Below are 19,540 nucleotides of genomic sequence, written 5' to 3' on the forward strand. Positions count from 1 at the left end.
CTCATGAAAAAGACATTACTTATTCTATGTCTGTTGTGTCCGATCCTGTGTGAAGTAACCATAGGTCAGACCAAAATCGGAATTAAAACGCCTCCGAAAAGCACTGTACGTCCTCCGGAATCGGAAGAGCCCGGAGCATGTATCGGGGTGGCGGTCAAAGCCATCAAAGGGCATATTTATATCCGTTGGGTACCTACAATGCAGAGTTATTGGGAGTTTGGCTACCAAAGCGGCTACGTGCTGGAACGCATTAATACTAAAACCAACCGGAAAACTACGCTCCATGCGGGTATCAAGCCTATGCCGGCCACGCTGTGGAAACCGTTTTTGGATAAAAACGATCGCAACTATACGATCTTATACGCCGCCATTTATGAGCCGCAGGAGTATTCCAAGGATATACTGCAACAATTGAGTGAACGTCGTCAGTTGTATCAGTTTGCTCTTTTCGGTGCCGATATGAGTTTTGAGGCAGCGTGCATGGCCGGGATAGGTTTTGTAGATTCTACTGCCGTTGCCGGAGAGCGTTATCAATATATCATCCGGCATAAAATTGCTCCCAAATACGGACTTTCCCCTACTGTCTCTGCCGAGGTAGGGCTGAGCGACCATATTCCATTACCGAATATTGCTGAATTTTCAGGCGTGGGAGGAACCAATAACGCCACACTTTTTGCCACAACCAAAACCCTCAAAAAAGACTATATTCAATACCGTATCGAACGCTCTACCGACTCCCTCCAATTTAAATCCATCAGCGATTTGCCTATCGTAGTCACAAATAAACGGGATAGCTTACTGGTGAGCGATACTCTTAAAGACAATGATATTTATTACTATTATCGCATAAAGGGATTAACCCTCTTTCAGGAGGAAGGCCCTTATTCCAAAATCATCAAACTGAAAGGAAAGTCCAATCTTCCGCGTCCCGAAATTTATTCCGCTCAGGAGCTAAGCAAAGACACGATCGAAGTCACCTGGCTCTACCGCGACAGTCTCAATAAATACATTACCAACTATCAATTAGTAGGTTCCTTATTGAGAGACGGACCCTACACGCCCATCAGCGGCGACATTCCTCCCGAACAGCATTACTACAATTTCAAGCCCCTGACACCCACCAAAGGATTTTCTTTTTATATCAAATTACGCACGTATCCCAAAAGAGGAGAGATGATGGAAACACTCCCCTATCCCATTGTTTTGACCGACGATGATCCGCCGGCTCGTCCCAAGGGATTGAAAGGCAAGATTGAAGTCAAAAAGGATATTGGGATCGTCACTCTCAGTTGGGATGCAAATACGGATTCTGATTTAATGGGATATTTTTTAAATCGAAAAATAGGCGTAGAAACCGATTTTTCCCGAGTCAATAATAAAGTTATGACACATACAACCTTGACAGACACCATCCAACTCAGTCATATTCAAAAATATGTAACGTATAGTGTCAATGCCATGGATGAGCTGTTTAAGCAGTCAGAGAATTCAGAGCCCCTGATTCTTCCGATACCCGACCTCTATCCCCCCACCTCGCCCATCATTGACAGTTTTGCGGTAGAAGACAAAAAGATATTTCTCCGCTGGACGCGCAGTTATTCCGACGACGTACAAAAACACATTTTATACCGCAAAAAGCTGCCTTCTGCCGCTTGGGAAGAAGTATTGACCCTGACCGATACCCTTCAGCATACCTACGCAGATACGAACGTCGTCGAAAAAAGTCTCTATGCCTATACGCTCATCGCTTTTGACGGCGACAATAATCAATCCGAGCCGGCAAGCGCGGTCATCCTCGAAACCCCGTTTTTTACCCGAACTGTCCATTTTCTTCATTTTACATCGGTCGTAGATACCACCGATTATCGGGTCAAAATCTCGTGGGAATGTAATGAAGCGGATAAAATTGACAACTTCCTGATTTACCGAGCCTTACCCAATCAGGAGTTAGCTTTTGTCAAAAAAATGGATAAAAATAATCGGGAATGGAGAGACTCCATTGAGATCGCGCCCAATGCCGCGTATAAGTATGTTATTCGGGCCAAAATGCAGGAGGGATATTTGTCAGGCTGGAAAGAAACCGTTATCGAACTAAAGCAATGAAAAAAATCATACCCGTACTTTTGTTGGGATGGCTGTCGACAACCACTGCCTTCGCCCAGAGTTTTTCCTGTACGGCGGGAAGCCCTGTCAGGGTGCAGTTTACCGGCTGCCCTTCCACCCCAACATGGGCTGATAACAGTGCCAATGCCACTACGTTACGCACCATATCCACCGCCGGCACCTATACCGTCAATTGCGGCGCTACCCCTTACTCGTTTCGAATCACAAATATTAATGCCTGTCCTTCTTTTGGGTGCGACTTGAGCCTCAACTCCTCCAATCCCGTCAGCGCGGGGCAAAGTTCTACCCTGACGTATTCAGGTTGCAACGGCGGTACGGTCACTTGGGATCACGGCTTGGGAACAGGCAACTCCAAAACCGTAAGTCCTTCGGCAACAACGACATACAACGCCACCTGTACTCCGACCAACGGCCTGATCTGCACCCAATCGGTGACGGTCAATTTCATAGATTGTTCCATTACGGCCAATGCCTCCCCTTCTACGGCTACGCCCGGCCAAAGTGTTACGCTTTCGTACACCGGCTGCGTTGGCGGCTCGGTCGATTGGGTCACCGGCAATGACGAAGGAGTAGGCTCAGGCAACAATATCGTGGTGAATCCATCCACAACCACCAATTATATCGCTGCCTGCCATAAAGAAGGCGGCTATTGTTTAGGTTCCGTTACGGTAACTGTTTCTACCTGTTCCGTTACTGCTTCGGCCGGACCAACGGCTATCAATGCCGGCCAAACATCCACGCTTTCTTACTCGGGTTGTACAGGAGGAACAGTCACTTGGAACAACGGTGCGGGAACGGGAAATAACAAAACCGTTAGCCCTTCGACAACAACCACTTATACCGCCACCTGCGCACCGGCAGGAGGTGGCGCTACCTGCAGCAGTTCGGCAACGGTTACTGTCACTGCCTGCTCCGTACTGGCATTGGCTCAGAACTCTACCATCAACGCCGGACAATCTACCGTATTGGCCTATGAAAACTGCACCAACGGCAGCGTCAGTTGGGACAACGGTGCAGGAAGCGGAAATAATAGAACCGTCAGCCCAACTGCCACAACTACGTACACGGCCACGTGCACCCCAACGGGTGGAGGCACGGTCTGCACTTCTTCTGTCACGGTTAATGTCACAAGTTGTACTATCACCGCCTCGGCTTCACCCAACAACATCAATGCAGGACAAAGCTCGACACTTTCTTACACCGGTTGCAGCGGCGGAAGCGTCAGTTGGGATAACGGGGCGGGCAATGGCAACAACAAAAGCGTCAGCCCAACTGCTACCACTACTTATACAGCCACGTGTACACCTTCGGGCGGCGGAGCGGTTTGTACCTCGTCCGTGACCGTCAACGTTACCAGTTGCACCATCACGGCATCCGCATCGCCCAACAATATCAATGCAGGGCAAAGCTCAACACTTTCTTACACCGGCTGCAGCGGCGGAAGCGTTAGCTGGGATAACGGGGCGGGCAATGGCAACAACAAAAGCGTCAGCCCAACTGCTACCACCACCTACACCGCCACGTGTACACCTTCGGGCGGCGGAGCGGTTTGTACCTCGTCTGTCACGGTTAATGTTACAAGCTGTACTATCACCGCCTCGGCTTCGCCCAACAACATCAATGCAGGGCAAAGCTCAACACTTTCTTACACAGGTTGCAGCGGCGGAAGCGTCAGTTGGGATAACGGTGCAGGAAGCGGTAACAACAAAAGCGTTAGCCCCTCAACCACCACCACCTACACCGCCACGTGTACACCTTCGGGCGGCGGAGCGGTTTGTACCTCGTCTGTCACGGTTAATGTTACAAGTTGCACTATCACCGCCTCGGCTTCGCCCAACAACATCAATGCAGGGCAAAGCTCGACACTTTCTTACACAGGTTGCAGCGGCGGAAGCGTCAGTTGGGATAACGGTGCAGGAAGCGGTAACAACAAAAGCGTTAGCCCCTCAACCACCACCACCTACACCGCCACGTGTACACCTTCGGGCGGCGGAGCGGTTTGTACGTCTTCCGTTACGGTTAATGTCACAAGCTGTACCATCACCGCCTCGGCTTCGCCCAACAACATCAATGCAGGGCAAAGCTCAACACTTTCTTACACCGGTTGCAGCGGCGGAAGCGTCAGTTGGGATAACGGCGTTGGCAATGGCAACAACAAAAGCGTTAGCCCAACTGCCACAACTACCTACACCGCTACTTGCACCCCGGCAGGCGGCGGAGCGGTTTGTACCTCATCGGTTACCGTCAACGTCACCAGTTGCACCATCACCGCCTCGGCTTCGCCCAACAACATCAATGCGGGGCAAAGCTCGACACTTTCTTACACCGGTTGCAGCGGCGGAAGCGTCAGTTGGGATAACGGGGCGGGAAGTGGTAACAACAAAAGCGTCAGCCCCTCATCAACAACCACTTATACGGCTACCTGCACACCTTCGGGCGGCGGAGCGGTTTGTACCTCGTCCGTCACGGTTAATGTCACAAGCTGTACCATCACCGCCTCGGCTTCGCCCAACAACATCAATGCAGGGCAAAGCTCGACACTTTCTTACACCGGCTGCAGCGGCGGAAGCGTTAGCTGGGATAACGGGGCGGGCAATGGCAACAACAAAAGCGTCAGCCCCTCAACCACCACCACTTATACGGCTACCTGCACACCTTCGGGCGGCGGAGCGGTTTGTACCTCGTCCGTCACCGTTAATGTCACAAGCTGTACTATCACGGCATCCGCATCGCCCAACAATATCAATGCAGGGCAAAGCTCAACACTTTCTTACACCGGTTGCAGCGGCGGAAGCGTTAGCTGGGATAACGGCGTTGGAAGTGGCAACAACAAAAGCGTTAGCCCCTCAGCAACCACCATTTATACGGCTACCTGCACCCCAAATGGTGGAGGCAGCCCATGCACAAGCAGCGTCACTGTTAATGTGGCCGGCTGTTCATTGAATGTATCAGTAAGTACCAATAACCTCAATGCAGGCCAAAACGCCACATTATCCTACTCCGGCTGTTCCAACGGCACTGTAACGTGGGACAATGGCGTCGGGACGGGAAATAACAAAAGCGTCAGTCCGGCCTCCACTACCACCTATACTGCCACCTGTATGCCTTCGGGTGGTGGCTCCACCTGCACAGGTTCCGTTACCGTCAACGTGACCCAATGCACTATTTCTGCATCTGCAAGCCCTTCTAATATCAATGCCGGACAAGGCGCTTCGTTATCTTATTCAGGTTGCTCCAACGGCACCGTAACATGGGATAATGGTGCGGGCTCAGGAAATAATGTTATTGTCTTCCCTTCCGGAACCACTACTTATACTTTAACCTGTACTCCCTCCGGCGGGGGAAATCCATGTACAGCTTCCGTTACCGTCAATGTAACGCAGTGCTCCATTGCTGCCTTTGCAAGCTCTGATGCCATCAATGTCGGGCAGACCACAACCCTTTCGTATACAGGATGTTCTAACGGCAGCGTCAATTGGAACAATGGCGTCGGATCGGGAAACAACATTACTTTGTACCTCGTTTCCACCACCACTTATACCGCCACGTGTGTCCCATTCGGGGGAGGGAATAATTGTACCGCCAATGTTACGGTTACGGTCAGTCCTGCGCCCATTTTTATTGTTTCCAATGCACACAAACAACCTACCTGCTTTGGTAACCAAAATGGAAGTTTAACCCTGAATCTCAGCAGAGGAACTGTCGTTGGAGAAACCAATATCCGCTTAAAACTCTCAAAGAACGGCGTAAATATCAGCGAGTATTTCTTCCAAGGTTCAAATTTCACTACTCCCGAAAATTTAGAAGCAGGTACTTACACTGCGATCATCGAAACTTTTATCGGCGGCACCGTTTCGGCTCAAACTGAGGGAATTATTACCATAAACAACCCCGAACCCGTTTCCTTTTCTTTCAGCAAAAGCGATATAAAATGTTTTGGTGGGGCCGATGGTAAAATAGAAATAAACGCCACCGGCGGCACCGGTCTGTTTTTCTATCAACTCAACTCCGACAATCGGGTTTATTTTACCAATGGCAACACGCATACCATTGAAAATGTCGGATTGGCCACTTACTCCCTTCGCGTAGCCGACAGCTTTAATTGCTTTGCTCCCGATCAGTCGGTAACTGTCAACCAACCTTCCGAGCCGGTCGGCCTTACCAAAATCTTTCAAAAAGACCCGCGCGGATTTGAAACAAAAGACGGGCAGGCCATTGTCAATGTGAAGGGCGGCACTCCCGGTTATGTATTTGAATGGACAAATGAACAAGGCGTTTCGTACGGAACAGGAATAACCAATAATGCTGAAAACGCCAATAAAACGCTGCGCGGCGGGCAGTATACTGTACGTGTCTACGATGCCAACTATTCCATCGCAACTCAAAAAAACGGCTGTTTCAATCAAGCCACTTTCACATTGGTTGAGCCTCCCATTATCGAAGCAAAGATCGACGTAGCCACAGCAATAACCTGTTTCGGCAAAAAAGACGGTGTCCTGCTAATCACGCCCAAAGGCGGAGTCCCATCAACAACGGGCTATGTGTTGCGTTTAGAAAAGAAAAGTGACAGTCCAACCGCTTTCCTGTCCGACAAAAACCAATTCAAAAATCTCGGCACAGGTCAGTACACCCTCACCGTTACCGACGCCAACGATGTGTCGCGCAGTTTTGATTATTTTCTGGGAGAACCTCAAAAAGTAACCGTTAAGATCACTTCCATAAAAGACCTGACCTGTAACGGCGATAAAAACGGAAGCATAGAAATTGCGGTGGCCGGAGGGAAATCTCCTTATACGGCAAGTTGGAGCAATAAATCCAAGGAATTAAAAATAAATAATTTGGTCGCAGGTACCTACGCAGGCGTTGCGTACGACGTGCAGGGGTGCCAATCGGACATTTTTTCAGCGAAAATAAGTGAGCCTTCCAAAGTAGAAATTTCGTATAAAGTCAGCAATCCCACCTGCTCCAACTCCTGCAACGGGGAGGTGGCAACAACCATTTCAGGTGGAGTGGCACCTTATAGTTTTGCCTGGAATGGCCGAACTGACCGGGCGTTGAAAATCGAAAATCTATGTGGCAACGAATCCCTGACCCTCAGAGCAACCGATGCCAATCAATGTGTAGCATTGGCCGTTATCCCCATTGTTAAGCCCGCGGCCATTGATTTAAAGATCGAAAAAGACCGAAAAATCTGTCAGGGACAAAGCATCCTGCTTGATGCCACTTACGAATCTGCCGCTTCCTACTTGTGGAAACTGCCCGATGGAAGCACTTCTGATAAACCTGCCATCGAAACCCAACAAACGGGCGTTTTTACCGTATCCCTTTTTGATAAATCCAAGTGTGAATTCAAATCGTTGGTTAATGTGGCATCGGTACAGGCTACGGGCAAAATCCGCTTTGCTTCGGCCTCTTCCGCTCCCCGCAACGAGCCGATCTTCATCCTCAATCTTTCCGAACCGGCTTCCGGCAAAGTAGAGTGGCGAATGCCCAAAGAAGCCGTAATAACGGAAAAGTCCGATCAGCAATTACAGTTCAGTATCGCTGCACTCGGCGACTACAATATCGGTATCAAAGCCATATTTGCCGAATGTGAATTATATCAAACAAAAAAAATCACCATCGTTGACTCTTACCCTAAAACGGTGGCATTCAACCCCGAACAGCTTTCATTAAGGGTAAGTCCCAATCCAACGTTTGATGCATTTGAGGTAACGCTTCATTTTGAAAGCCCTACTTCTTTCAAACTCAAAATCATTGATTCTGCCAAGCCGGATGTTGTACTTATGGAGATGGAGGAAAAAGATAAGATTGATTTCAATACTAAGATAAACGCACGGGATTTCAATTCGGGCACATATATCTTATCCGTCGAAACGCCAAAAGACCGAATCACTAAAAAAGTTTCAATACTGAGATAAACATCATGTTGATAAAAATGAGAACACTTTTCAAAACACGACTCAAAATGATACGGCCTGTACCATTCTATGCTGTTCTCCTTCTGTTTACAGGATGTTACAAAGAAGCTGCGCTTCCCGTCACCGCCAATTTTGAGTATCAGGCAGTTAACAACGGCTTCACCGTTCCGGTCACCCTTACGTTCAGCAATACCTCTGTGGGCGCCGAAAGTTTTAAGTGGACGTTTGAAGGAGGGGACCCCGGCACTTCTGCAAAAAAAACGCCCGGTGAGGTTATTTACAGAAAGCCCGGCATCTACAACGTGCGTTTGGAAGTTAGCAATTTTGACGGAAGTCAAAACGTAGTGGAGAAAAAAGTAACCATCGACGCCCAATTAAAGGCCGATTTCAGTTATTCATTGGCAGGTAATGCCTTCGCGCCCGTTGTTGTCAACTTTTCCAATGCATCAGCGGGATACGAAAAAGTGGAATGGTCGTTTGAAGGAGGCACGCCGGCCACGTCTACCCAACAGCAGCCGGTGGTAACGTTTGAAAACGGAGGTCCACATAAAATTCGATTGACCATTTTTAACTCCCGCGAAAGTGTTTCCAAAGACACGCTCATCACCTTTGAACCCGAACTCACCCCCGCCTTTTCCATTGAAATCCCTAAACAGTTTGAAGAATTGGAAGCCCCGGTCACGTTACAATTAAAGAATACTTCCGTTGGAAATACCGTGAATCTTTGGCAAACAGAGGGCGCTGATGTCAGCCAATCCCAAGAAAAAGAGCCTATTGTCCGGTTTTCTAAAGCAGGCACCTACACGATTTTGCTGGAGATCAACAACGGAAAAAAAACAAAAAAAACCAGTCAGTCAATCACCATAAAACCAAGCAAAGGCTACGCATACATCAAGGATGTTGAACTCGGAATCTACGCCGCCAAAAGTGATTTAGGCGTTTTTTATTCTACCACACTCCGAAAGGCCTTCAAAGAGTCTGACCCGGTAACTGCGGGGGAGGCCGCCGCCATTGACCTGCTTTTTTTTGGATTAAATGACGATTTCAGTTTTAATCGTTTTCTCTCGCCCGATGCAGCCGCTTCCGCAGGAATCAATCCTATTCCGGGAACGGGAAAAACCATCGTTCTGAATCCTGCCAATGTCGGTACTGTTCCTGCCTTTGAAAGTATGGGAGAAGCTCAACTCAACGCGTTGGAAATAAATCGAATAGTAGAAGACCCCGACAATTCATTCAATGAGACAGGACCTAAGATCGTTTTGTTCGAAAATGCCCAAAAGAAGAAAGGTGCATTACTGATCAAAGAATTTATCAAAGACGGTGCCAAATCCCGCATTAAATTTGACATAAAGGTTTTAAAGTAACAGTATCAAATCCTCTCAAAACATAACTTTGAGAGGATTTGATTTCTATTTTGATCCCATTTCAATAGCAATGATCCGCTGTCCCAAATCACCCAAGTACGTTTTCACCAATTCTGTATACGTTTTGTGACCGTCGTCTACATTGGTAAAAATGATCAATCCTTGCTTTGACTTGGGAAACAAAAATACCTGCGTCTTAACGCCTTCATCTGAGCCACCATGTGATAACGCGTATTCACCATTTCCAAAATCGTATATCTCCCAACCCAGTCCAAAATATTTGTGGTCTTTCGTTTTTACCTGATGAGCGACCATTTCGTCAAAAACTTCCTTACTCAACCCATCACCTTTCATAACCGAAACCAAAAATTTGCCATAATCTTCCACCGTCGTCAACAGATCGTCGGCAGCGTTAGCATAAGTGTTTTTATTGATTTTATAGACATCGCCTTTGGGGGTATGGCCTACGGCAAAACGAGATTCATCGACAGTAGCATTCCAGTAAAATTGCGTATCATTCATGCCAACGGGCGTCAGCAGTGTTTCTTTGACTAACTCGTCCAAAGGTTTTTTAAATTTCTTTTCTAAGGCTTTGCGCAGGTATTCAAACCCTTCACCCGAATACCCATACTTGGTGCCGGGATCAACACCGAAGGCCAGTTTTTTGTCGGCATTGTTCCAACGCCAATTCGGAAATCCTGTTTGGTGAGTCAGTACATGGCGCGTTGTTAATTTTTTATGGCGCGGGTCGTCTTTCAGATCAGGGTCGATCCAATAGCTAAACAATGGCTCGTCTAAATTCCATTTGCCGGCACTCACTAATCTCAATGTAACTAAGGCCGTTATAGGTTTTGTCAGCGAAGCTACGTTAAAAAGTGCGTTGTAGGGCGCAGATACGCCTTTTTTTAGACTCCCGTACACTTTTACTTCCTTCAATTTCCCGTCTCTTATAATACCCAATCCCAACGCAGGGATGTTATTTTGGGCCAACCAACTTTCTACCGCAGCGTCGTTCTCAAACAGCGTTCCTCCTTTTCCGGAGTTATCAAGTACATCCAATGTTTGATGGTCGTAGCTCAATCCACGGGCGAGCTTCCAGGCTCCGTCCTCCAACAACCAAACGTGCGAAAATCGGGCAATACTCGCAAAGCGTTCGGGTTTTCCTTTGATATTCTCGTAAAAACGATGCTGCCCCGATTGGATCGCGCCGTATAAAACGCCGTTTTTTTCCAGTGCATATACTTGCAAACTACCTTTTACCAACGCTCTTCGTGATTGATAACTCTCCGGATGAGCACAAAGATTATTTTTGAGGCTGTTGATAAAATCCCGTTTGCCGTTGGTAATGCCGCCCTTGTCGTGATAAAACTCAAAATTCTCACTAACGAGGTATTCAAGCGGGCGCAGATCACAGGTGTTAAAAGTAACCTCAAACATCAGACTGTCCTGTTTCTGAAGCGTTTTGAATAAATCAGACTGAGCGTTTGCGAAAAAAGAAGAGAAAACGTCAAAGGCGAGGGCAAATAAGATCCATTTCATGGCTGTTGTTGTTTAAAAAATTTAGCGTACTGTTTATTTAAATATCCAGAAATCAAACTGAACAAAATTATTCGGCAAGTAGGTCGTCTAATTTTTGATAAAACTCACTTCCTTCTCCTTTAAATATATTAATAAGATTTCCATTTTTATCAATCAGAACCTTTGTCGGAAATACTTCAATGGTGTATTTAATCGCTAAAGCGGATTTTTCATCATTCAGGATTTGAGGCCACGGCAGTGCGTATTTATCCACTGCCTTTTTCCAATCTGCTTCTTTATCATTGCAGGCAATTCCTACAAATTCAAGCTTGCTGCTGTATTTTTTATAGTATTCCTTCATTTTTGGTATTCCTCTTACACAAGGTCCACACCACGAGCCCCAAAAATCAAGAACTATATATTTCCCCTTTAATTCAGACAAATGAAATGTCTTCCCGTCAAGCGTAATATTTGAAAATACAGGAATAGGTTTCCCTATTTCAACCTGCTCCCATGCCTCTATCCGTTTTTGCAGCAATTTTCCTTCGTCCGTCCCCTTTACTTTTTCCGATAATAAAGGAAAATACCTCAAAATAGTATCTTTAGCTTGGCTTTGTAAAAAAAGGGCAGCCGGTTCATCCCCCGGATGTGCCTTTGCATATTCCAATCGTTTGTTATTATAACTTTCCGACAGTTCACTTAATTCTCTATACTTAGCATCAACGATTTCCTTGCCTGCACCTTCATGGACCAGTTTTTCTACTGCTAAAAGGGTTTTAGCTTCCTGCTCCAGCAATGGCAAGTTTGCATTACGAAATGTGGAAAGCTGTTGTGACAACTTATTGCCTTTCACGTTATAATCAACGGAATAGGCCTTCATTTCTCCTTCAATCGAAATATGTTCATCGGGGTTTACATTAAAATTTATCATCTTAGAGCGCATCCCGAGTGGCCTTCCATTTGCTTTTATAAACAACATACTTCGGGTTAAAATCTGCCCTCCGCTCCCTTCATTTACTTTGGCATTGAATGAAAAACGGTCGTTCCATACTAAAATCAATTTAAAGAAATTGCTTTTGTGAGAATTTGTTCCACCCGACACAAACGCAAGGCAGGTTCCCAAACCTCTAATATTCCCTTCAATTTTGCAGTTGCCCATACGATTATTAATCGTTGAAATACCGATGGCAAGCAAGACAATCAGTGAAATAACCGTGAGAATTCTTTTTAGCTTTTTCATGATTTAAGTACATTGGTTAAAATAGTTTGATGTATTTGGTATTTGTTTGACCCCATCCGGGGTCAGATATTTGTAGTAGTAATGCTCTTTTCTACAAACATCTGACCCCGGATGGGGTCAAACAAATAACGCAAAGTATTTTTAATGAACTACTTAGTGCGTTTTAGCTTTAATCATTCAATTTTCTGTCAATTAAAAAACTGACAATGAGACTAATGCCGCCAAAGAAGAAGATCATAGAAATAAAAGCTGCGTTTCTGGGAACATCAAAATGCCGATCTACGAAATTGCCCAGCAAAAGACCGATGGCAATACCTACCCCCAACAATCCATAGCGTAAAGTTGCACGGAATATATTTTTCTTATTACTGAATTCATCCGGCGACAGCCCCCGCTCCATCAATGCCATACGCTCCCGGTGGCGTGTCATCAGGAACACATACAGAATCCCTGAAATGGCCAAAATGGCCATAAGCGAAACAATACAATCCCTTAATATCTCGTCCATGATCTTTTATTTTATTGGTTTATGCTCATGTGACAGGTATTTAAGAGAATCGGTTACAAAACTTTCAGAAAATTATTTGAAAAATAACTCTTGGAATGATGTAGGCCAAACCGGGTAAGAAGCAATAAACTGAATTATTTTTGTAACCCTCTTCCGAAAAAGCCTGTCTCATTGTTTGTAATGAAACATCATGACCAACTCTATATCGACAGAATTCTAAAAGGCGACCACGCGGCCTTTGCTTTTTTGGTGGATAAATACAAGTACATGGCGTACACGATTGCCCTGAAAATCATGGATAACGAAGCCGACGCCGAAGATATAGCGCAGGAAAGTTTCATAAAGGCGTACCGCCAAATTCACACTTTTGAAGGAAAATCAAAGTTTTCGACTTGGCTGTACACGATCGTGTACCGAACGGCTATTTCCAAACAGCAGGAAAACACCTTAGAAACGTATTCGATGACGGATGAAATCGCCGAGAATTATGCGCCCGATTCGCTCACACCCCAAAGCGAAACAATGGAAGCAGCCGAGCAGCAAAAATACGTGCGCGAAGCCATCCAACGATTGCCCAAAATAGAAGCGCTGTTGGTAACGTTGTATTATTTGGAAGAAAATTCGGTCAAAGAAATTCAGGAAATTACGGGTTTAACGGCCGAAAATATCAAGATAAGGCTGTTTCGAGCCCGAAAGAAATTAGAACAATCGTTACGATTTTTGATGTAAATTTGAATTAGACACAGACGTAACATGGAAAATACAGGCGAAGAATCTTTTAAAAAACTGATCCGTAAAGCCGAGTTGGATACACCTTCGCTCCGCTTTACGGAGAAGATCATGCAGCAAATCGAAGCCGAAGCAGCGCAGTCTATGGCGTTTGAACCGAAGCTTCAGACGTTGTTGCAACGTCATGCGTTAGAAACGCCTTCGATTGATTTTACAAAAACAATAATGGCCAAAACAGCCGCCTCTAAAACGGTGTACGCGCCAATTATTCCCCAAAAAGCTTGGTATTACGCCGCAGCAATAGTCACTTCACTGATTGGACTGATAGCTTATTTTTGGAAAACACCTAACCCGACGATTGCCCAATCTCCCCAATCACCAACGCCGGTTCAGAATTTAACCGAACTTTCGCGTGCGCTCACTTCCATTCCATCTACGTATGCGTTGGGGTTGTTTGCTATCTGTACCCTTTTGCTGCTCGACTATTTTTTGAGATACAAAACGTTGAAAATCACGTAAAGGCTTTCCAAGTTGGCGCTCTGAAAACCCCTAAAGTCGAAAATTCTTTTTTGCTATTGATTTGTTAGCTTTTACACAATACTCTTCGATCTCAGCACCGCCGGCTCTCTCTCACGCAATACCCATTTCAGTTCAAAACTCACAGCGGATGCGCCTGCCATGTCGATTCTGTCAAACGAAAATCGGTAAAAACTGCCTCAAAACTTGACTCCAGCGGACTACACGCATACACTCCAAAATGTACTTCGGGCAGCGGTTGGTGCAAATGAAAAATGCGCATTTGCCCGAATCCTTCACCATCTTCTGAATTTTCAATCAAAAAATCCGAACCGCGCCGCGACAGTCGATACCACATGGTACGCACTTCGGCAGAAATATCGGTTGTGGCCCAATCTGAATACCCTAAATTGGTTACGACGCTGCCCAAACGGGCTATGTGTTCATTTTCATATTCAATGGATGCTTTGAACCAATTGTCGCTGTCTTGGTAAATGATAACGCCACATTGGTCAAATTGGGTGTGTGAATCAAAGGTTGTTTTGATCGTAAACGTAAAATCTTCGGCAATGCTCCGCAAAAACGCCGGAGCATTATCATTTTGAAATCCATAATAGGTTCGTTGCCAAAAATCGGTTTTCGGCTCAGTTCTGATGCTGACGCGATTGTTGGCTACCTCAAACTTTTGCGGTGGATTCTGCCAACGGAATACAGAAAAATCTATCATTTTACTAACATTTTTTAACTCTTTACACGACTTTTCTCACTGTCAGAGCCACCCGTCTGCCTTACATTCAGCGATTTACCTTTGTTGAAACGATATGAAAGTGACAATGTCACCACGCGCGAATCTAAATAACTGAACCAATTGGCCGACGCATTGGCGATATTGCGAATGTCTCCCTTGATTTGATTGGTATAAAATACATCGCTGACGTTAAGCTTGATCGTCCCCTGATTCTTCCACATTTTCTTGGCTAAACCTGCCCGCACCGAGCCAATCGGATAGATCAGCAATTGTCCCAGTAAAAATTTAGTTTGGTACGAACCTGCCAATTCGGCCGACCACGAGCTATTGATCTGAAATTGATTGGTAGGAATGAACGCCCAATAAAACCGCGACTCGTCTAACTTTTGACCGTATAATGTAGCTTTGAAACCATTGCTGATGTACTCGGTATAGACATTGATGGTCCACCACTTGGCAGGTTGAAAACTGCCATTGACCGAAATTCCGTACGAAATCCGTTGGCCGAAATTGCCCGGGCGGCTGTAGTAAATCGTGCCTCGCTGCTCGTTGGTTTCCGAAATCACATTTTTAGCAATGCTGTATTGTAACGTGGTCGTGATCTTGTTTTTAAAGGTGTGCGACAGCTCTAAATTGTACGAAAACGTCGGCTGTAAAAACGGATTGCCACCGTAGTACGTGAAGCGGTCGAGCGGATACGAGAACGGGTTCATGTCCTGATAATTAGGTCGGTCGATCCGACGGCCGAACGAGAAACCCAATTGATGCGTACCGGTCGTATCCATGCGGTATTGCAGGTAAACCGTCGGAAACAGGTTGTTGTATTTTCGGGTAAACGTGGAGTCTTTGGTTTGTTTGTTTCCCAATTGATGGCCTTTGATATTGGTATTTTCAAACCGAAGCCCCGCCTGTACCGACAGTCGCTTGAAGTCTCTTGAATAATTCAAATATCCGGCGTTGATGTTTTCGTTGTAGTTGAAATTGTTGGTAAACTCATAATTGGGCGAGGGCTTTCCGTCGAGTACATCAAAAAAGTCGGCAACGTTTCCCGTACCAATAAAGCTTGTTTTCAAGCCTGTTTCAAATTTTCCGCCGCTGCTCAACGGATTAACGTAATCAATTTTAGCCGTACTGATGTCGATGGTGGTGGGAAATGAAGAAAGCAAAACTGATTGACTGACAAACTTATTCTGCGGGTCCAACAGCGTGTTGGTCAGTGTTTGGTTACTTTTCGATTGATAGTGAATGTAATCTACGTTTGTCGTTAGCTCTTTTCCCGTGCTGTCAAATTTGTAGGCATAGTTGAAGTTGATACTGCCGTTTGTCCACGTTTTGTTGGTGGGGCTGATGGCTTCCACCAAACTTGTTACTTCATTGGAGGCGTTCAATACCTTGGCTTTGTTAGTCACGTTGACCAACGACGGATTGTAAAACCCGTTCAAAACTACCCCAAACGTTGCTTTTTTAGAAGCGTAATAATCAAACCCAACTTTCAGGTTATTGCCTCCAAAATTGCGCTGAATGTAAGAGTTTTGCGTAAAGGCCGAAGTATAAGCACCCGTGGCATTATAATAACGTCGCCAAATCGTAAGATCCTGATACATGTTGTTTTGGTTGACGCTCGCGTTGGAAAAGAAGTTAAATTTGTTGATGCGATAATTGAAATTAAGGCTGTTGTTGGTGCGCTTATAAACGCCCTGCCCGTAGCTTAAATTGATACCACCGTTGAAGCCTTTCAACACATTCCGTTTCATACGAATGTTAATCACGCCGGCATTGCCCGCTGCGTCGTATTTGGCAGGTGGATTGGGCATGATCTCAATGGTTTCGACCGAGCCGGCAGGCAATGATTTCAGGTAATTGGCCAAATCATCGGCTGACAAATAGGTAGGTTTATCATCCACAAACACCACCACGCCCGACTTCCCTTTCAATCGAATACCACCGTTTTGATCCACGGCGATACCGGGCGATTTTTCCAAAACTTCCAGCGCATTGGAACCGGCATTACCGATCAAGGCATCCACATTCACAACTGTTCGGTCAATTTTGGTTTCGACAAACGGCTTTTTGCCCGTTACTTTTACTTCGGCCAAGGTCTTGTTTTCTTCCTGTAAGTTTATTGTCGGCAGCGCCACATCAGTTTGAAAAACGGTAAAAGGAATACTGATGTATTTTTGAAACCCTATATTGCTCACCATCAACCGATACGTTTCCGGTTTGATATTCAACAACTCAAATTGGCCGTTGGATTCCGAAACAGCCGCTTTGACAAAGGAGGAATCTTTGGCTTTGAGCAGTGACACTACGGTTCCATCAAGCGGTTTTTGCCCGGAGTCATGAATAATCCCCGTGATTTTAAAGGTTTGAGCGAAAAGAGATTGAGATAGAATAAACAATAGAAAAGCTGCAAAAGCAGAAGTGTAGCGTTGAATCATGGGCTGTAATGGATTGGTTGAAAAAGTTTGCAAAGGTACCCGCAAGCATCGCCTAAAAAAACAAACTGAGGTTTTAATGACCTTTATTAATGGATGAAGCGCAGGAAATACGTGCTAAGGTGAATCTTGAGTTGAGTATACAATAAATGGGTAGAGTGTGACAAAAATTTTAACACAGAGTTACACGGAGTACTGCACAGAGTTCCACAGAGCCAAGAAATTCTTTTTCAAATAACCTCTGTGATACTCTGTGCAGTACTCCGTGTAACTCTGTGTCCACAAAACCAAAATCATTCTAAAAAGCTTGAAACCTCCTGCCAAACGCTTTCCAATACAGGAATTCCTTCTTGGCTATTCTTATGCCTCGTCGCTAAAACCCGCTCGCTTGGGTAACTTATTTTACCCTGCTCTTTGATGGGAATCGACGTTTTATAATCCTCAATGATAGCGTCAATCGTGCTCGAAATACTCGAAGCATTGGCCAATTTTGACATATCTATCGCAATAAACACCTGCGAGCAAGCCATTTCTGCGGGTTTTTGACTGATTTCGTGCGTGGCTAATCCATTGGATAAAATGGCTGCTAAAACATCCAATAAAAAAGAAAGCCCTGCACCCTTCCAAAAGCCTACCGGCAACGACCGCCACGACTCCAATATCAAATCGGGTTCGTTGGTCAAATTTCCTTCTTTGTCATAGCCCCCGACCACGGATAGTTTTTCATTTTTCAAAACGGCCAATTCCATCGCTCCAAAGGAATACTGCGACATGGCCATATCCAACACAATGGCTTCGTTGCCGTAGGGGGCGGCAAAAACGAGGGGATTATTCCCCAATTTCGGATTGGTTGCTCCCCAGGCAGGCATATTCGCGGTGGTATTTGTCCAACCGATGAACGTAAAACCCGCTTTGGCCGCTTGCCAACCGTACGCACCGCCCCGCATCCAGTGGTTAGTATGTGCTAAGGCAACACAGCCAATACCATATTTTTCAGCCAATTTCATCGCTCGTTCGGTAGCAAAAATGGCATTTGAAGGCCCTGCTCCCAAATTGCCATTCCATTGTTCAACCCCTGCAAAACGGTGTGTACGGGTAGGCTTGGCATCGGGAATTACATAGCCTTTTTGAATGTATTGCACAAAACGCGGAAAGCGATTGATACCATGGGTATAAATACCGTCAATGCTGTTCTGCGTAAAAATGGCGGCACATTCTTCGGCTCTTTTCTTCGGAAATCGGAGTTTTAAAAGGATATTTTTCAACGTTTTCTGCATTTTTTCCGCAGAAATAGTGAGGGGTCGGGGACTCGGCATATATTTCTATTTAGAACTTTCTTAAACATTACAAATCACTGACTAACAATTCCTTGCGCGCGAGGTGTGCCTGTCCAACGTGGTGCGCGAAGGTTGTGCGTGAGAAGCTTTGGACAGGCTGCCCTTCTTTTGACGGTTCGCCGTTGCGTTACTTTTCTTGGGCAAGCAAGAAAAGTAAGAGCTCACCAAATTAAATCTATTGTTCAGATTAATCCGAAGCAAGAACCTAAAAGATCAATTATTGATTCTTCTCTTACACATCCAAAATACGCTTCCCTTTTTCGCCGATCCGTTGTAGCGTTTCTTGGGTGATATACTTCTTTTGGTCAATTTGCTGCGGTTGTTCCCTTGTACAAAAATAACTGTGAATGCTGCGTCGGTCGTGGTCGGTTTGATTGGTGGTACCGCCGTGCCATACATGCGAGTTAAAAATAAATACCGACCCGGCGGGGGCAATAATACGAATTTCGTCGGGATGTTTTTCATTCGGGTCAGTCATTGCTTCATCGGGCAACAGGCTTATTTTATGCGTTTTGGGAACGATTCGGGTTGAACCGTTATGCTCGGTAAAATCGTCCAAAAGCCAAATACTGTTGCAGACTTTATAGGTACCGTTCACCGCCGTATTTTTCCAATCAACATGCAGTTTTTGATGTCCTTTCCCAGGTTTAGCGGCTCTATAGTTGAGAGATGACAATTTGTATTCCTGTCCTAAAACAGCTTCGATTCCCGCCAAAACGCGCGGATGCGTGTAAAAGACATCAAAAACAGGGCCTTTATTGACTAAATCGGCCAGACGGTCGGCTCCTTCTTCTTTCGGGTGACGGATGTATTTTGATTCCGCCAATTCTGCCCCGGCATTCTCTCCTTCCGAGTCCATTAATTCAGCCAAGCGGTCATTGATCTGTTCCACTTGCTCGGATGTCAACAATTGACCTAAGTTGAGATAACCGTTGGTATCTAAAAGTTCAATTTCTTCTTTCGTAAGCATTGTAAATAGTGATAAGCGTTGAACGAGATAGGGTACAAAGGTAGAAATAAGGTAAGAAGTGTTTCTACCTTTATATTCACTGGTTTTTGAACTTTATCACTATTTTCGACACCGCAACCGTCTATATGTA

12 protein-coding genes are annotated in these 19,540 nt (G+C 45.5%); 5 read left to right on the forward strand and 7 right to left on the reverse strand.

The window, feature by feature from the left end; all coding sequences use genetic code 11:
* The first annotated feature begins 3 nt into the window (after positions 1-3).
* Genes ACQY73_RS08175 through ACQY73_RS08185 form a run of 3 tightly spaced genes read left to right on the forward strand, consistent with a single transcriptional unit; the run spans position 4 to position 9,409 of the window.
* Positions 4-2,103 carry a fibronectin type III domain-containing protein gene (locus ACQY73_RS08175; RefSeq protein WP_428664000.1) on the forward strand — a complete coding sequence of 700 codons (2,100 nt, stop codon included), beginning with the start codon at positions 4-6 and terminating at the stop codon, positions 2,101-2,103.
* Positions 2,100-8,045 carry a T9SS type A sorting domain-containing protein gene (locus tag ACQY73_RS08180; RefSeq protein WP_428664003.1) on the forward strand — a complete coding sequence of 1,982 codons (5,946 nt, stop codon included), beginning with the start codon at positions 2,100-2,102 and terminating at the stop codon, positions 8,043-8,045. The genes ACQY73_RS08175 and ACQY73_RS08180 overlap by 4 nt, the downstream gene beginning before the upstream one ends.
* Before the next feature lie 47 nt (positions 8,046-8,092).
* Complete coding sequence (locus ACQY73_RS08185; protein WP_428664005.1) at positions 8,093-9,409, forward strand: PKD domain-containing protein; 1,317 nt, start codon at positions 8,093-8,095, stop codon at positions 9,407-9,409.
* Between the two features lie 45 nt (positions 9,410-9,454).
* On the opposite strand, the gene ACQY73_RS08190 is transcribed toward ACQY73_RS08185, so the two are convergent.
* The 3 genes from ACQY73_RS08190 to ACQY73_RS08200 all read right to left on the reverse strand — a co-directional run bounded on the left by ACQY73_RS08190 (position 9,455) and on the right by ACQY73_RS08200 (position 12,675).
* On the reverse strand, positions 9,455-10,948 hold the full coding sequence (locus tag ACQY73_RS08190) for a serine hydrolase (protein ID WP_428664007.1): 1,494 nt from the start codon (positions 10,946-10,948) through the stop codon (positions 9,455-9,457).
* A gap of 67 nt (positions 10,949-11,015) precedes the next feature.
* On the reverse strand, positions 11,016-12,167 hold the full coding sequence (locus ACQY73_RS08195; protein ID WP_428664010.1) for a TlpA family protein disulfide reductase: 1,152 nt from the start codon (positions 12,165-12,167) through the stop codon (positions 11,016-11,018).
* Positions 12,168-12,336: 169 nt separating this feature from the next.
* On the reverse strand, positions 12,337-12,675 hold the full coding sequence (locus ACQY73_RS08200) for a DUF6249 domain-containing protein (RefSeq protein ID WP_428664013.1): 339 nt from the start codon (positions 12,673-12,675) through the stop codon (positions 12,337-12,339).
* 180 nt (positions 12,676-12,855) lie between these two features.
* Here ACQY73_RS08200 and ACQY73_RS08205 point away from each other — a divergent pair, with 180 nt between their 5' ends.
* Both ACQY73_RS08205 and ACQY73_RS08210 read left to right on the forward strand, forming a co-directional pair.
* A complete protein-coding gene (locus ACQY73_RS08205) occupies positions 12,856-13,404 on the forward strand; it encodes an RNA polymerase sigma factor (RefSeq protein WP_428664015.1) in 549 nt (182 codons plus the stop codon).
* A 24-nt stretch (positions 13,405-13,428) separates the two neighbouring features.
* Entirely contained in the window at positions 13,429-13,923 is a 495-nt protein-coding gene (locus ACQY73_RS08210) for a hypothetical protein (RefSeq protein WP_428664018.1), read from the forward strand.
* A gap of 139 nt (positions 13,924-14,062) precedes the next feature.
* Here ACQY73_RS08210 and ACQY73_RS08215 read toward each other — a convergent pair whose 3' ends face one another.
* The 4 genes from ACQY73_RS08215 to ACQY73_RS08230 form a co-directional block, all read right to left on the reverse strand.
* Positions 14,063-14,647 (reverse strand): DUF1349 domain-containing protein, encoded by a 585-nt coding sequence (locus tag ACQY73_RS08215; protein ID WP_428664021.1) that lies wholly within the window; start codon positions 14,645-14,647, stop codon positions 14,063-14,065.
* Between the two features lie 14 nt (positions 14,648-14,661).
* The gene (locus tag ACQY73_RS08220) at positions 14,662-17,106 is read right to left on the reverse strand and encodes a TonB-dependent receptor domain-containing protein (protein WP_428664024.1); all 2,445 of its coding nucleotides are present in this window, start codon (positions 17,104-17,106) and stop codon (positions 14,662-14,664) included.
* Positions 17,107-17,396: 290 nt separating this feature from the next.
* The gene (gene yiaK / locus ACQY73_RS08225) at positions 17,397-18,419 is read right to left on the reverse strand and encodes a 3-dehydro-L-gulonate 2-dehydrogenase (protein ID WP_428664026.1); all 1,023 of its coding nucleotides are present in this window, start codon (positions 18,417-18,419) and stop codon (positions 17,397-17,399) included.
* Between the two features lie 253 nt (positions 18,420-18,672).
* Entirely contained in the window at positions 18,673-19,410 is a 738-nt protein-coding gene (locus ACQY73_RS08230; RefSeq protein WP_428664029.1) for a phytanoyl-CoA dioxygenase family protein, read from the reverse strand.
* Positions 19,411-19,540 lie beyond the last annotated feature (130 nt).

Source organism: Runella sp. (assembly GCF_965279615.1).
Taxonomy (GTDB): Bacteria; Bacteroidota; Bacteroidia; order Cytophagales; family Spirosomataceae; genus Runella.

What these genes read in the sequence shown, in the direction of transcription:
- ACQY73_RS08190 (WP_428664007.1), bottom strand. Translation starts at nt 10,948, where the DNA reads ATGAAATGGATCTTATTTGCCCTCGCCTTTGACGTTTTCTCTTCTTTT.
- ACQY73_RS08215 (WP_428664021.1), bottom strand. Translation starts at nt 14,647, where the DNA reads ATGATAGATTTTTCTGTATTCCGTTGGCAGAATCCACCGCAAAAGTTT.
- ACQY73_RS08210 (WP_428664018.1), top strand. Translation starts at nt 13,429, where the DNA reads ATGGAAAATACAGGCGAAGAATCTTTTAAAAAACTGATCCGTAAAGCC.
- ACQY73_RS08180 (WP_428664003.1), top strand. Translation starts at nt 2,100, where the DNA reads ATGAAAAAAATCATACCCGTACTTTTGTTGGGATGGCTGTCGACAACC.
- ACQY73_RS08230 (WP_428664029.1), bottom strand. Translation starts at nt 19,410, where the DNA reads ATGCTTACGAAAGAAGAAATTGAACTTTTAGATACCAACGGTTATCTC.
- ACQY73_RS08185 (WP_428664005.1), top strand. Translation starts at nt 8,093, where the DNA reads ATGATACGGCCTGTACCATTCTATGCTGTTCTCCTTCTGTTTACAGGA.
- ACQY73_RS08195 (WP_428664010.1), bottom strand. Translation starts at nt 12,167, where the DNA reads ATGAAAAAGCTAAAAAGAATTCTCACGGTTATTTCACTGATTGTCTTG.
- ACQY73_RS08175 (WP_428664000.1), top strand. Translation starts at nt 4, where the DNA reads ATGAAAAAGACATTACTTATTCTATGTCTGTTGTGTCCGATCCTGTGT.
- ACQY73_RS08200 (WP_428664013.1), bottom strand. Translation starts at nt 12,675, where the DNA reads ATGGACGAGATATTAAGGGATTGTATTGTTTCGCTTATGGCCATTTTG.
- yiaK (WP_428664026.1), bottom strand. Translation starts at nt 18,419, where the DNA reads ATGCCGAGTCCCCGACCCCTCACTATTTCTGCGGAAAAAATGCAGAAA.
- ACQY73_RS08205 (WP_428664015.1), top strand. Translation starts at nt 12,856, where the DNA reads ATGAAACATCATGACCAACTCTATATCGACAGAATTCTAAAAGGCGAC.
- ACQY73_RS08220 (WP_428664024.1), bottom strand. Translation starts at nt 17,106, where the DNA reads ATGATTCAACGCTACACTTCTGCTTTTGCAGCTTTTCTATTGTTTATT.